Annotated in this window: 18 protein-coding genes and 1 pseudogene; 18 read left to right on the forward strand and 1 reads right to left on the reverse strand. The window is 29.8% G+C overall.

Annotated features, from left to right (window positions below):
- The first annotated feature begins 163 nt into the window (after window positions 1–163).
- The 15 genes from BN1865_RS03670 (at window position 164) to BN1865_RS03740 (ending at window position 11031) form a co-directional block, all read left to right on the forward strand.
- Window positions 164–523, forward strand: coding sequence for a hypothetical protein (locus BN1865_RS03670; protein ID WP_050635913.1), 360 nt, complete (start codon window positions 164–166; stop codon window positions 521–523).
- Window positions 524–697: 174 nt separating this feature from the next.
- On the forward strand, window positions 698–1570 hold the full coding sequence (locus tag BN1865_RS03675; protein ID WP_050635914.1) for a MurR/RpiR family transcriptional regulator: 873 nt from the start codon (window positions 698–700) through the stop codon (window positions 1568–1570).
- 89 nt (window positions 1571–1659) lie between these two features.
- Window positions 1660–2490 (forward strand): energy-coupling factor transporter ATPase, encoded by an 831-nt coding sequence (locus BN1865_RS03680; protein ID WP_050635915.1) that lies wholly within the window; start codon window positions 1660–1662, stop codon window positions 2488–2490.
- Entirely contained in the window at window positions 2466–3317 is an 852-nt protein-coding gene (locus BN1865_RS03685; RefSeq protein WP_050635916.1) for an energy-coupling factor transporter ATPase, read from the forward strand. Before BN1865_RS03680 ends, BN1865_RS03685 begins: the two co-directional genes overlap by 25 nt.
- Window positions 3310–4110 carry an energy-coupling factor transporter transmembrane component T family protein gene (locus tag BN1865_RS03690; protein ID WP_050635917.1) on the forward strand — a complete coding sequence of 267 codons (801 nt, stop codon included), beginning with the start codon at window positions 3310–3312 and terminating at the stop codon, window positions 4108–4110. The genes BN1865_RS03685 and BN1865_RS03690 overlap by 8 nt, the downstream gene beginning before the upstream one ends.
- A complete protein-coding gene (gene truA / locus BN1865_RS03695; protein ID WP_050635918.1) occupies window positions 4107–4841 on the forward strand; it encodes a tRNA pseudouridine(38-40) synthase TruA in 735 nt (244 codons plus the stop codon). The genes BN1865_RS03690 and truA overlap by 4 nt, the downstream gene beginning before the upstream one ends.
- On the forward strand, window positions 4828–5736 hold the full coding sequence (locus BN1865_RS03700; RefSeq protein ID WP_050635919.1) for a histidinol-phosphatase: 909 nt from the start codon (window positions 4828–4830) through the stop codon (window positions 5734–5736). Before truA ends, BN1865_RS03700 begins: the two co-directional genes overlap by 14 nt.
- 78 nt (window positions 5737–5814) lie before the next feature.
- Window positions 5815–6246 (forward strand): RNA polymerase sigma factor, encoded by a 432-nt coding sequence (locus tag BN1865_RS03705; protein WP_050635920.1) that lies wholly within the window; start codon window positions 5815–5817, stop codon window positions 6244–6246.
- Window positions 6243–7166, forward strand: a complete 924-nt coding sequence (locus BN1865_RS03710; protein ID WP_050635921.1) for a hypothetical protein — start codon at window positions 6243–6245, stop codon at window positions 7164–7166. Before BN1865_RS03705 ends, BN1865_RS03710 begins: the two co-directional genes overlap by 4 nt.
- 111 nt (window positions 7167–7277) lie before the next feature.
- The gene (rplM, locus tag BN1865_RS03715; protein WP_050635922.1) at window positions 7278–7715 is read left to right on the forward strand and encodes a 50S ribosomal protein L13; all 438 of its coding nucleotides are present in this window, start codon (window positions 7278–7280) and stop codon (window positions 7713–7715) included.
- Window positions 7716–7730: 15 nt separating this feature from the next.
- A complete protein-coding gene (gene rpsI, locus BN1865_RS03720) occupies window positions 7731–8123 on the forward strand; it encodes a 30S ribosomal protein S9 (protein WP_050635923.1) in 393 nt (130 codons plus the stop codon).
- Window positions 8124–8544: 421 nt separating this feature from the next.
- Window positions 8545–8871, forward strand: a complete 327-nt coding sequence (locus BN1865_RS03725) for a toxin-antitoxin system YwqK family antitoxin (RefSeq protein ID WP_082189885.1) — start codon at window positions 8545–8547, stop codon at window positions 8869–8871.
- A gap of 198 nt (window positions 8872–9069) precedes the next feature.
- The gene (locus tag BN1865_RS03730; RefSeq protein ID WP_050635924.1) at window positions 9070–9900 is read left to right on the forward strand and encodes a MerR family transcriptional regulator; all 831 of its coding nucleotides are present in this window, start codon (window positions 9070–9072) and stop codon (window positions 9898–9900) included.
- A gap of 84 nt (window positions 9901–9984) precedes the next feature.
- The gene (gene tsaA, locus BN1865_RS03735) at window positions 9985–10461 is read left to right on the forward strand and encodes a tRNA (N6-threonylcarbamoyladenosine(37)-N6)-methyltransferase TrmO (protein ID WP_050635925.1); all 477 of its coding nucleotides are present in this window, start codon (window positions 9985–9987) and stop codon (window positions 10459–10461) included.
- 12 nt (window positions 10462–10473) lie between these two features.
- Window positions 10474–11031 (forward strand): GNAT family N-acetyltransferase, encoded by a 558-nt coding sequence (locus BN1865_RS03740; protein WP_050635926.1) that lies wholly within the window; start codon window positions 10474–10476, stop codon window positions 11029–11031.
- 521 nt (window positions 11032–11552) lie between these two features.
- On the opposite strand, the pseudogene BN1865_RS17875 reads toward BN1865_RS03740, so the two are convergent.
- Window positions 11553–11975, reverse strand: a pseudogene (locus tag BN1865_RS17875) (type III toxin-antitoxin system ToxN/AbiQ family toxin); the annotation flags it as partial.
- Between the two features lie 575 nt (window positions 11976–12550).
- Here BN1865_RS17875 and BN1865_RS03750 point away from each other — a divergent pair.
- From BN1865_RS03750 to BN1865_RS03760, 3 genes are all read left to right on the forward strand, one after another.
- Complete coding sequence (locus BN1865_RS03750; protein WP_050635928.1) at window positions 12551–13276, forward strand: GntR family transcriptional regulator; 726 nt, start codon at window positions 12551–12553, stop codon at window positions 13274–13276.
- Window positions 13277–13783: 507 nt separating this feature from the next.
- Complete coding sequence (locus BN1865_RS03755; RefSeq protein ID WP_050635929.1) at window positions 13784–14503, forward strand: SIS domain-containing protein; 720 nt, start codon at window positions 13784–13786, stop codon at window positions 14501–14503.
- A gap of 11 nt (window positions 14504–14514) precedes the next feature.
- Window positions 14515–14691, forward strand: a complete 177-nt coding sequence (locus BN1865_RS03760; protein WP_102134057.1) for a cysteine-rich KTR domain-containing protein — start codon at window positions 14515–14517, stop codon at window positions 14689–14691.
- The last annotated feature ends 18 nt before the right edge of the window (window positions 14692–14709 follow it).

The following is a 14709-nucleotide window of genomic DNA, read 5'->3' on the forward strand; positions in this document are numbered from 1 at the left end:
TGATGGAAAAATATCCATCACTTTTTTTGTTAATTATATTAACAAAATCACATGATTTGTTTTTATATTTTGTTAACTTTATTAAAAGTCTATTTCAAATGCTGGACGTAAAATCAATTCAGGCATAGAATATGAGTATCAAAAGAAAGAGAGGATGATAGTTATGAAAACAACAGAACAAATCGTGAAAGAAGCTAAGGAGTCTTATGAAAAACATTTCAAAGACGCACAAGAGAAAGCAAATCCAAAAAGTGATGATGTTGTATTGGATAAAGATAAATTAACTGAAGAAGTCAAAGAGATGGAGATTGTTGAAGAAAAGAAACATGATTCATTAGAATTATTGAGAGAACAAGTTGTACGTGAAGCTGAAGAATCATTTCAAAAGATATTCAAAAATGCACATGAAGCACAACCAACACCAAGAATGAGTGTTAATGAGATGTATGATGCTTTAAATAAAGAAAAAGAACGTATTAGTCATATGGTAGAAGAATTAAAAGAAAAACAAATGTCAAAGTAAGATTTATATAAATTGTCCTTCCAATGGTAAACAGTCGCCACTGGAAGGATTTTCATATAGATAAAGAAAATGTAATGTTCATTATTATTGAGAACTATTTAAATCATGATAGATAAGACCCTTTCTTATTTACTCTATTGTTTATCAAGCGTATAATAACTAAGAGGTGAACTTATGCTAATTACTCATAAAATAGAACAAACACATTTTTCTGAAAGTGAAGCAATTATAGTTGATTTCATACTTAAAGAAGGTGAGAATATCAAACATATGTCTATAAATGCAATTGCTAAAGAAACATACACTTCAGCTCCGTTACTCGTTAGGATCGCCAAAAAATTAGGTTACTCAGGTTGGAGTGAATTTAAAGAAGCTTATTTAAAAGAACTTGATTATTTATATAATTCATGTGATATAGATGCAAGTATACCATTTGTAGTGAGTGATGATTTTACCACAATTGCTCATAACATTTCGCAATTACAGATAGAAACAATACAGGATACGATGAAACTTTTAGATCATGATAGTTTATATCATGCAATTAGATTATTAAGAGATGCTGAGGAAATTGATCTTTATGGTGTATCAGATAAGGTATTGCTTGCCCAGCAATTTGCTCAACAAATGTTTTTTGTGCATAAAAATGCTCATATTTGTCTTTTACCTGGTGATGCAAAAGTTCAAGCAACTATGAGTAATGAGAGACATTGTGCAATTCTCATTTCATATTCAGGAGAAACTGATTTTGTCTTAAGAGTTGCTCGTATTCTCAAAGAAAGAAAAACACCATTTATTGCAATAACATGTATTGCAGATAATGATTTATCAAAGATGGCTGATGTGACTTTAAGAATATCTTCGCGTGAAATGCTTCATACAAAAATAGGAGATTTTGCAACTTCACAATCTGTCAAATGTATTTTAGATATTTTATATGGATGTATCTTTTCTTTGAATTATAAAAAGAATCTTAATGATAAAATACAGATTGCAAAACAGATAGATGATCGTGTTTCTGGATATGAATTTATTGATGAAGAATAAAGGGAGTTTTGAAAAATTCCCTTTTCTTATTGATTGGGTTGACAAGCAGAGATAATCATACTAAAATTGAACTACTTGGAGGAAAAACCATGGAAAAAATAATAGAAATAAAGGATTTATCTTTTGAATATGAAGAAGGTGTCAAGACAATTGACAATATTTCTTTTAGTATAAAAAAGGGCTCATATACAACAATTTTAGGACATAATGGAAGCGGTAAAAGTACAATTGCAAAATTATTAATAGGATTGCTTGAAAAGAAAAGTGGAGATATTATTGTAGGAGGTATTCCACTAACTGAAGAAACATTAGCAGAGGTGAGAGGGCAGATTGGAATCGTCTTTCAAAATCCAGATAATCAATTTATTGGGGCAACAGTTCGTGATGATATTGCTTTTGGTTTAGAGAATACATGTGTAGATCCAGCTTTGATGGATGGCATTATTCAAGAGTATGCACAGAAGGTTAATATGGCTGATTTTCTTGATCATGAACCAACAAAGTTATCAGGAGGACAAAAGCAAAGAGTAGCGATTGCTGGAATTTTAGCAATGAGTCCATCAATTATTATTTTAGATGAAGCAACAAGTATGTTAGATCCAAAAGGACGTAAAGAAATTAATGCTTTGGTTCATCAATTAAATAAAGATAAAGAGATGACAATTTTATCTATTACACATGATATTGAAGAAGCTGCTTTATCTGATTATGTTGTTTTATTAAGTGATGGTCATATTATAGATACTGGCGAACCAAAGGATGTTTTGGTAAAACAAAAAGAAATAGAAAATTTAGCATTAGATGTTCCTTTTGCTTTTAAAATATCACAAGGATTACAACAACAAGGAATTCAGATTGATAAATATATAGACAGAGAGAAGTTGGTGAAAGAATTATGTCAATTACATTCAAACAAGTAGAACATATATATAGTGAGAATACGCCTTTTTCTTATCATGCATTAAGGGGTGTTAATCTTGATATTAAAAAGGGAAGTATGACAGCATTGATTGGTCATACGGGTAGTGGTAAATCAACACTTGTACAGCATATCAATGCATTATTACTGCCAACAGCTGGAGAAATCAATATTGATGATATTCTTATAACAGCAACCAATAAACCAAATACATTAAAGCCATTAAGAAAAAAGGCTGGTTTGGTATTTCAGTTTCCTGAATATCAATTATTCGAGGAAACGATTTTAAAAGATATTATCTTTGGTCCTAAAAACTTTGGAGTAGAGGAAGAAGATGCTATTGTTCAAGCAAAGGAAATGTTAAAACTTGTTGGCTTAGATGAAAGTTATTTAGAACGTTCACCTTTTGATTTGTCAGGTGGTCAAAAAAGAAGAGTTGCCATAGCAGGAATACTGGCTATGAATCCAGATATTCTGATTTTAGATGAACCGACAGCTGGTTTAGACCCACAGGGTGCCAAAGAAATGTTACAATTGTTTAAAAAAATTAATCAACAAGGGAAAACAGTATTATTAGTATCACATGATATGAATCAGGTTTTAGAATATTGTGATGATGTTATTGTGATGAATAAAGGTCAAGTAGAAAGACATGTGAGTGTAGATGAATTGTTTAAGGAAACAGAATATTTGACATCATTGAGTATTGATTTGCCTATTATTACATCATTTATTTTAAAATTAAATGAAGGTGGATTTCATCTTGATCCATCTATGAAAAATATAGAAGAACTGATTGAAGCAATAGGAGGACAAATACATGAATAATATGATGTTTGGTAAATATTTACCTCTCAACAGTGTCATTCATCGATTAGATCCTCGATTAAAAATAGGGTCACTATTATTATTGTTAATAGCTGTTTTTTTTGATGCAGGATTTATTGGATATGCTCTTTTAGGTATTTTTGTTATGATTATGGCAATATTATCTAAAATTAAGATTTCTCAAATTTTAAAAGCAATTAAACCCATGTTATTTATGATGGCATTTTTACTTATTTTCAATCTTTTGTTTATTCAAAAGGGAAATTTAATTTTATCTTTAGGTTTTATTAAGATATATGATGAAGCTTTATTACAGACTGCTTATATTTTTATTCGTTTAATTTTAATTATTGTGATGACAACCATTTTAACAGCAACAACAAAACCATTAGATTTAACTTTAGGTATTGAGCATTTGTTATCACCATTTAAAAAATTAGGATTTCCTACACATGAAGTCGCTATGATGATTTCTATTGCTTTGCGTTTTATTCCAACCTTATTAGAAGAAACACAACGTATTATGAAAGCACAAGCAAGTCGTGGTGTTGAATTTTCTGAAGGAAGCTTAAAAGATAAAATTATGTCAATTGTATCATTAATTATTCCATTATTTATTTCAGCATTTCAAAGAGCAGAAGATTTAGCCAATGCAATGGAAAGTAGAAATTATAATCCAGAAGCAAAACGAACACGATATAAACAATTACGCTGGCAATTTGCTGATACAATTTCTTTTGCCTGTGTTTTACTTATGTGTACAACATTAGTCGTTATGAGTATTGTTCTATGAGAGTAAAATGTATAGTGAGTTATGATGGAAGCAAGTTTCATGGCTTTCAGGTTCAAGAAAAAGAAAGAACTGTACAGGGTGAAATCCAAAAAGCATTAAAGAAAATAAATGAGACAGAAACGATTATTCATGCATCTGGAAGAACTGATGCAAAAGTACATGCAGTTCATCAAGTTTTCCATTTTGATACGCAAAAAGAATTACCAGCTCAGCAATGGAAACGAGCAATTAATCATTTTATGCCTAATGATATCTATATACTAGATGCAAGTTATGTAGATGAGAATTTTCATTCACGCTATAGTGCAGTTAAAAAGGAGTATCGTTATTATTTAAATACAAAAGAATATAATCCATTTGAAACAAATTATATTTTTCAATATGGAAGACAATTAGATATAAATTTAATGAGAGAGGCTGCTCAGATATTCTTAGGAGAACACAATTTTGCATCGTTTTGTAGCTATGATCAATATGGTAATACAATTCGAATACTTTATTCCTTTGATATTGAAGATAATGATGGAATTATTATGTTTCGCTTGACTGGTAATGGATTTAGAAGATACATGGTTAGACATCTTGTTGGTGGAATTATACAAGTTGGAGCAAAACGTATTTCTATAGATGTATTGTCAGAAATGTTAGAAAGTTGTGGTGAAAAGAAGTGCTTATTTAAAGCCAAACCACAAGGATTATATTTACAAGAGGTATATTATGAAGAAAGTTAATTATCATACACACACATATCGTTGTGGTCATGCTAATGGAAATGAAGAAGAGATGATTCAAGCTGCGATTAACATGGGAATAGAGGATCTAGGTATGTGTGGACATGTGCCATTGCCACATTATCGTAAGCATCTTATTTATTCTATTCCATCTGTCCGTGGAATAAGATCACTAGCAGGTCTTGTCAAAGCATTTATAAAGAATGGACCTAGCATGCGTATGCCTTATAAACAATTAGAAGACCATTTGGATATTTTAAGAAATTGTCAAAAAAAATATGAAGATCAAATAAACATTTATAAAGGATTTGAAGCTGAAGGTCTTGAAGAGTATTATGATTATTATCAGACGTTATTATATGAACATAAGGTTGATTATCTTATACTAGGACATCATTTTCATAAGCATTGTATTCATAGTCATTATTATGGTAAAGAGAAAATGACAAAAAAGGATATTTATTTATATTGTAATGAAGTAGAGAAAGCTTTGGAAACACAATTATTTAGTTATTTGGCTCATCCAGATTTATTTTTAATTGGCTATTCTGATTTTGATTTAGATGCTCAAACAGTGACTCGAAGAATATGTGAAAAAGCAAAAGAATTAAATATTCCTTTAGAGATTAATGCTGGTGGAATGAGAAGAGGATTAAGAAAGAGAAATCATGAAGATATTTATCTTTATCCTAATACACATTTTTGGAAAATAGCAAGTGAAGTAGGTAATGATGTTATTTTAGGATTTGATGCCCATGATCCTTCTGATTTTAATGATGCTATGTATCAGCAAATGATGAAGTTTGCACAAGATCATGAGTTAAATGTGATTGATCATTTTGAATTTTTACAAGGTAATTTTGAAAAATATCAAGCTGAATATGATATAAGATAAGAAAGATTTAAAAATCTTTCTTTTTTTGCAACTTTTGATGATATGTAATTGTATTTATAATGAGGGGAGGAAATAACGATGTCAAAAATGATATTGGGAATGACTTTTAATGATATCGTTGAAAAATACAGTGATATGGTTACGAGAATATGTATTATGAACTTACGTAATAGTGATGATGCAAAAGACTGTTATCAAAATGTGTTTATCAAGTTGTTTCAAAAAGATATTGAATTCCAAAATGAAAAACATTTAAAAGCTTGGCTCATCAGAGTTTGTATAAATGAATGTAGGAATTATATAAAAAGATTTTACAAATTCACTATAGATATAGAACAAGTTATTATTGCTGATCATAAAAAGGATCTAACATTACTACCAGAAGTTTTAAAACTTCCTAAGAAATATAGAAATGTATTATATCTCTATTATTATGTTTTTCTTCATTTGGTGTTGCTTATGCATATAATGAAGAATTTCGTTCATGGATATATCACCAATTTCAAATGACATCACTAGAAGAGTTTCATTCTACTGCTCAAGAATTATGGATTGAAAACTCATTTCTTTATTATTATCATAATGATAATGATCAAATGATTATTGATAGTGTTTATGTTTTACAAGATGGAAAATATGTTAAACAAAAAATCAAACATAAAAAAGGAATATATCAAAAGCAAGATTATTCATTTGATTATGTTCGTTATCAGGATCAAATTTTAACATTTAATGAAAAAGGCTATATTGAATATACTGTCCCATATCTTAATGGTGATACAATGTATTTTGGTTCATCGGATACTAATTTATGTTCACTAGATCTAAAAAATCAAGATATTAATAAAATAACTTATGATAATGATTCTGTTAATTTTTTTATATCGCCAAAAAGGACATATATATTAATTAATAAAAATGATAAGTATTGGACTGTCTATAATACCAAAACACAAACAGAAAAAGTATTAAATGATTTAAATCCTTATGCTCATAGTAATGAACATGCTTTTTTAAGTGATGAAGAACTTCTTGTTTATAATAGTGATTGTAAGACAAGTATTATTAATTTAAAAACTTTAACAACAACAAATCTCAATGTAGAATGTATTTATCCAGCGGTTTCAACTTATACATTGAAATTTGATTATCATAAAACAATAATTACAGATGTTTATCAAAATAAACAACAAATTATGGATATTTATTTGGAAAAATATGATTATAATGTATGTAATAATCGATTTATTATATTTCATTCATTAGATGATAAAAAAATAGTTATTGTGGACTTTTATAAAAATAAAATGAAAGTTCTTGATTATCTTGGAACAAATGTATATATTGGATATTTTATTACAGAAGAAAAATATCTAACTTTAACTGATGGTCAAGATTACTATATTATTTCTCTTAGTGAAATATTTTAAGAATGTAGGCAGACATATTTAAATTTATATTGACAAAATCAATGATATTGTTATAATAGAAAGTGCCTTATTTTAACGTTTGTAGCCCCGGAAACTACAGGAGGATTAAAAATGAGACAAACAACTATGGCTAAAGAAGCCACAATTGAACGTAAATGGTTCGTAGTTGATGCTGAAGGTTTAACTTTAGGTCGTTTAGCATCAGAAGTAGCAACTGTATTAAGAGGAAAACATAAACCAACTTATACACCACATGTAGATACTGGTGACTATGTAATTATTATTAATGCAGAAAAAGTAGTAATGACTGGTAAAAAATTAGATACAGTCAAATACTATCATCATACTGGATGGTTAGGTGGTTTAAAAACAAAAACTGCTCGCCAATTCCAAGAAACAAATCCAACAGGATTTGTAGAAGCAGCTGTTAAAGGTATGTTACCTCATAACACACTTGGAAGAAAACAAGGGATGAAACTATTTGTATACACTGGAAGCGAACATCCACATGCAGCACAAAAACCAGTAGAAATGAAAATCAAGGGATAGGAGGACGAGAGATAAATGGCTAATGTACAATACAGAGGAACTGGACGTAGAAAGTCTTCAGTAGCACGTGTTATTTTAACACCAGGTGCAGGGAAAATCGTCATCAATGGTAGAGATGCAAAAGATTATTTACCATCTGACGTATTATTAATGATCGTCAACCAACCACTTGAATTAACTGGAACAACTGGTAAGTTTGATGTGACTGTTAACGTATATGGTGGAGGATACAGTGGACAAGCTGGAGCAATCCGTCATGGTATTTCAAGAGCTTTATTAGAAGCAGGTTCTGATTATAGACCAGTTTTAAAAGCTGCTGGATTATTAACTCGTGATGCACGTGTGAAAGAACGTAAGAAATACGGTCTTAAAGCTGCACGTAGAGCACCACAATTTAGTAAGAGATAGAAAGTACTTACTTTCTACACTCACGTACACTACGTACACACACGAAAGCCCCATTTTATGGGGTTTTTTGTTGTTTGTATGAGTGTGTGTGAGTGTACATGAGTGATAGGGTGGACACACTTAGGTAACAAATAGGTAACAAATCTAGAATTTTTACGCAGGATTTGGCGTAAAAAATATACATTTGATAATGAGTCAATATTGTACAAAAACTCATTACTAATTGATAAGCAGAATAGATGATTTATAAATAAAAATATGACTTTTTATGAAAAGATTTAAATAAAGTAAAACAAATGCTATTGAATTAAAGAGGATCTTTGATATGTTTAAATTTGATCAAGATGTGTTTATTTCCATATAATTATTCTAGATATGATATAATATTCTTAAAGAAATTAGAATTTGTGGAGGTATAATAATGGGATTTATGAAAAAAGATGATAAGAATCTTTATATTGCTGAAATCCTATATGAAACAGGTGAAGTTCACTTTCGCTATTCAAGGAAAGTGTCAGATGATGGCACTAAATGGATACGCCATGGGCAATATACAGAATATCATAAAAACGGAAACATAATGTCAACAGGATTGTATGATGAAGGTTTAGAGACTGGACATTGGAAAGATTATCATGAGAATGGGAATATTGCTGCGGAAGGTGATTACAAAGGTGGTAAAGAAATTGGTAAATGGCTGTATTATGATGAGAATGGAATATTAGAAAGTGAAGAGATTTTCGAGTAAGTAACAAATAGAATTGAATCAGGAAAAAATCATAATGTCTGCATAGGGTACAAAAATATTTAATAACGATCTTGAATTAGATATGAAAGCAGATTTTATAGAAATGCTTTCAATTAATATGTCAATAAAAGAAATTTGATAAACAACAAAAAACTAACATGATTTTATAATTGAGATGTTAAGGAATGGAGATATAAGATGTTTAAAATTGGTGAATTTTCAAAATTAACACAAGTATCTGTTCGTATGTTACGATACTATGATGAAACTGGTTTATTAAGACCAGCAGAAATTGACTCATGGACTGGATATCGTATGTATTCAGTGGAACAGATTCCTACCTTGAATAAAATTATATATCTGCGTGACAGTGGGTTCAATGTAGCTGAAATAGCAGTTGCTCTTAATAGTGAAAATGATACTTTACTTATAGAGCAGCTTGATAAAAAATATGAAGATATTAAACATAACATACGTTCAGAGCAAGAAATGTTAAAAAAAATTGAACTTGCTAAAAATGAGTTATTGAATGGAAAAAATGAAATACATTATAATATCTCTATAAAATCTATTCCAAGTTACCAAGTTCTGTCATTGAGAAAAGTAATACCTGACTATTATTATGAGGGTGAATTGTGGAATGAATTATCAGAATTTGCTAAACAGCATAAAGTTGAACTCCTAAGTGATACATTTTCTATTTATCATGATGAAGATTATAGGGAAGAAAATGTTGATGTAGAGTTATGTGCAGTTGTAAACAAAGTAGGGAAAGATATAGAACCCTTTAAATTCCGGTGCACTGAACCTGTTCCTATAATGGCTTGTACTATGGTCTATGGAAGTTTTTCAAATATTGCAGCTGCATATCTCACATTTGCAAAATGGTTACAAAATAATAGTCAGTACAAAATGAAAGGTGAAAATAGGCAGATTGTACACCGTGGTCCGTGGAATGAAGAAAATACACAGGAGTATTTAACTGAAATTCAGATACCTTTAGAAAAAATTTATAAAAACATCTTGTGATTTTGCAGGATGTTTTTTCTTGACTCTCACATGATGTTAGGGTTTACCATTTGATTACAGATAAATGAAAATGGAGGAAAAAATATGACAACTTATAACGTAAATTCGATAGGAATTATCTGTAACAATGAAATGGGAACATTTATGAAATTAAATGCTGAATTTATTCCAGCATTAAAAGCTATGGATGGTTTTAGCCATATCAATGTTCTTTGGTGGTTCAGTGATTTTGATAAGGAAGAATATAGATCTATATTAGAAACAGAACAACCTTACAAAAATGCTCCAGAAAAGATGGGGATTTTTGCCACAAGGTCGCCAATACGTCCAAACCCGATTGCATTAACAACAGTAGAAATTATTCATGTAGATTATCAGAATGGGATCATCCAGATTACTTATATCGATGCTAATGACAATACACCTATTCTTGACATCAAGCCTTATACACCGAGCCTTGACAGAGTGGAAACACCAGTTGTTCCCAGATGGTGCAGCCATTGGCCAAAAAGTTTAGAGAAATCTGGAACATTTGCATGGGAGCAAGAATTTAACTTTTAGGAGTGGTGCAAGATGAGTCTACAAGATTATATATCCGAAAAACCAGTTATCCATACGGAACACCTTATATTAAGAACTATGAATAAAAATGATATAGCTGATTTAAAAGAATGGATGAGTGACGTATCATTGTATGAATATTGGGGAAAACGTCCATCAAAAAGTGAGAAAAATCCAGAATTACTTTTCGAGAAGATGGACAGACCTACAAAGAGCTTTCATTGGGGTATCGTCCACAAACAGGACAATAAAGTAATTGGTGAAATGTGGGTGTATCTTATTGAGAATGATAGGATGGCGAAAGTAGCATTTCGTCTTTCACACACATACCAAGGGAATGGATTGATGGCAGAAGCATTAGAAAGCGTAGTAAAATTTTGTTTTGAAAACACAGAATTACAGCGACTGTGGAGTGATGTGCACGTTTTAAATCATGCTTCATATAAAACAATGGAAAAAGTTGGATTTAAACGAGAAGGACATATCAGAGAGGGGAAAATGGTAAACACATATTGTGATTATTATTTATATGGAATATTGAAATCTGATATTTCTAATTTCTTAAAATAATGTTAGCCGACAGTTAGAAATCGTATTAACTGTCGGCTGATTTATATTGTTTGTCTATATTTCATCTGGTTTGCAAACAAAACTGGATAAACGAATCTTCCTTCCCTCCTTAGATTTGATATTCTTAGCATTTGTAAATTAGATATATCTCTTTGAATATCTGTATGATGATTTAAGAAGAAAAATCACTATTTTTTGGTATTATAGATATAAAGAAAATATGTCAGTGTAAGTAGAATTGAGCGCTGTGGTGGATACAAAAGCGAAAAAAAACTTATAAAATGGTACTTTCTAACTAAGTAAGAGTTAATTTATACGTTTGTTCAGAGAAGTTCAAAGAAACTCAAATCGTCAAAAGCCTTTATTTATCATGCCTTTACTCGATTTGAGTTTTTTTCTATCTTTATAGATTTTAAATGGGATGCAACACGTAAGAGTCACGTAATATACAAAATTATCTCTACAGTTTTCTGGTGAGAGATAAGAATAAAGGAAGCAAATTCCCTTCTAGTAAATACATATTATTTCCATTCGTTCATTTTTTGTTCAAGAAGATCATAGTTACAATATGCAAATTTGATATTTTTAGTTTTCTTTTGTTGACGAATAATACTTCTTGTTTTATTAAAGATGGTATTCTTCTTTTTCTTGCAGAATTCATATTCTTTGGCTAGTAAATCTCGATCTTTATGAGTTCGTATATCTATCTTATGGTAACATCCTTCAGCAACAGGTATTGCTTTTCTTAAATCTACTACAGATAATAACTTTTTTATTTCATCATTATCCATTCTTTTAATTATATCTTTCTTATGTACTTCTGATTCATTAATATTTTCATATATAACTAAATAATCGATTCCAGTATTTTTTAGTTTAAGATGTTTTGGTTTTGCTGAAGTTAAAGGAACAAAATATGGTATTGTGTCATTATAAATAATAGTACCTACATAAGGTTAATTCTCATAATCATGTCGTTCTTTATTGAAATATACTTCAGTATCAAAAGAGTGTAAATATTTAATATATTCTATATCAATTGTATAAAAATTCATATCAATTACACTTCCTTTCTAATAAAATAAAAGGAAGGATTTGCATCCTTCCACACTTTAACGCCCTACACTTATGGCGGTAGGAGCCGTACTGTTTCGGTATTTCTACCTTCATTTATATTATACATTGTTATGTGTATAAGTCAAGGGGATTGACACCCTCTGACATATATAGTATATTCATTTTTTTTGCTTTATTTCATGTGATAGACATAAACTTTTTGTAAATACTAAAATAAGAATGTACATAAATGATCATTTAAAATTCATTAATACTATATGATACTATGCTAGTTTATGAGAATAGTTTTATTGTTGTAGAGATAATAGAAATATGATTTTCATGGAATTTAAGTACATTTCAAGATAATGAAATAAGATTTATTATTGTTTTGATAGTTAATTGACTTTCTTAAATATATATGTAATAATTATCTTGTCTAGACAAGATTGGTGGTGTGATAATGAGTGAAAAAGAATATTTATATATAAAGATTAAGGATTATATATTAGATAATATTCAGAACAAAGTATATAAAGATGGAAAGATTGAAAGTGAAAATCAATTAGCAAAAAAATTTCAAGTTTCTAGAATGACTGTTAGACAAGCTTTATTGTCCTTGCAGCAAGATGGTGCAATCTATGTGGTCCCTAAAAAGGGAGCTTATCTCCGTGATGAAAATTCTTTTAAAACATTGGATGGATTGCAAAGTTTTAGTGAAGATGTTGCTAGTTTGCAAGGAAAAACTCATTCACAAATTCTTTTGTGTCAAAAGGAACAGTGTAAAATATCATCTCTATGTTCTTTAGGTTTATTAAATGATCTTGGTGAAGTTTGGCATGTCATTCGTATTCGTTATTTTGATGAAGAACCGATTGCTTATGAAGATAGTTATTATAATATTAATTTGATTGAATCTATTCCTGATAGTGCTTTGAAAGGTTCCTTGTATGCTTATTTTGAAGAAGAATTGCATTTAGATATGGACTATTCAAAACAGAAGATAGATGCCTGTTTGGCTGATACACTTGCAGAGTATCTAGAAGTAAGTAAAAACACACCACTACTTAGAATATTACAAACAACGTATTTAAAAGATAGTAGCTGCATTGAGTATGGTTATTCATATTATCGAGTAGATTCTTATAGTTTCAATCAAATTGCATATAGAAAAAGAGGAAGAAGATGAAAAAATAGGTTTAACAGTATATCCAGATTTTGATGATTTAAAAATACGAGGAAAGTTGTTGAGGTAGAAGAGAGATTTCCATTTTTATTCGATTATTGTGATAAATTAGATATGGAAATCATGTAGATATTAATACTGATATGCTGAAACAATTAAGCAGATTTCCTAATAATTTAAGAGAAGAAATGGTAGTAGGTCGTTATTGCATAGAATTACCAGTTTGATTTGATTGGAAAGAATTGATTAGACTGATTTATTAATAAGAGTTACTCAATCTCGAGATATTTGTGGGTGTACATGTTATTAGCCTATAGAATGTTTATCATAGTTATTCGTTATTATGAATGAGTATGCAAATCATTATAATGGTCAAATTCAAATTACACTAATATAGTTGCTGGTGCTACAATATGTCAATGCTATTGAATAGGTTAAGCCAGATGTTAATAGATTGATAGAAGTTATTCAATATGGTTAAATATCTTTTGTTTAAAGGAGGAATAAAGTATGGAGTCTATATTTTATAATAAAGTAATTGAAATATTAGATATATTTATTAAAACACAAAGTGAAATGCTTGAAACTATTGCTAATGAAATTGTTGAGAAAATTCAAAAAGGTGGAAGATTCTTTGTTTTTGGAACAGGGCATTCCCATATGGTAGGAGAAGAGTTTTATGCAAGAGCAGGTGGATTAGCTTGTATACAATTAATTGCACCTATGGAGTTAACATTAGGGGAACATCCATTAAAATCTACCCAAATCGAAAGAATAGCAGATTATGCTTCTGTAATCATGCTGCAATATGGTTTAAAAGAAAACGATATTATTTTGATTTCATCTAACTCAGGTAGAAATTCTATGCCTATTGAACTTGCTATAAAATGTAAAGAATTAGGTATGTCAGTGATAGCATTTACGAATTTAAAACATTCTAAAAGTGTAACAAGTCGCCATTCATCTAAACAGAAGTTATATGAGGTATGTGATTATGTTATAGATAATTGTGGTGAAATTGGTGATGCAATGATGCAGGTAGAAGGTGCAAAAGGGAAAATGGGATCAAGTTCTAGTATAGTGGGAATGTTTATGGCACAGTTACTTTCTATGTTATTGGCACAAAATTTAGCAAAAGCAGGTATAGAACCACCAGTATTTTTAAGTGCAAATGTAGATGATGGTGATGCCTGGAATCAAGAAATTATGAAAAAGTATTACAATATTTAGAGAACAAGATTATGTTAAAGGAATGGATACGTTACCCAGTTTGTGGTGGCAAAATAAGAGTAAAAGTGAGAAGATATACAGAATTGAGAAATTTTCCTCTTTACTGCCCAAAATGCAAACAAGAGACAGTCATAAATATGAAACAATTTGTAATAATAGAGCCAGATGCAAAGACACAGAGCCAATGATCTAATGACATATGTAAT

The organism is Candidatus Stoquefichus sp. SB1, assembly GCF_001244545.1.
Taxonomy (GTDB): domain Bacteria; phylum Bacillota_I; class Bacilli_A; order Erysipelotrichales; family Coprobacillaceae; genus Stoquefichus.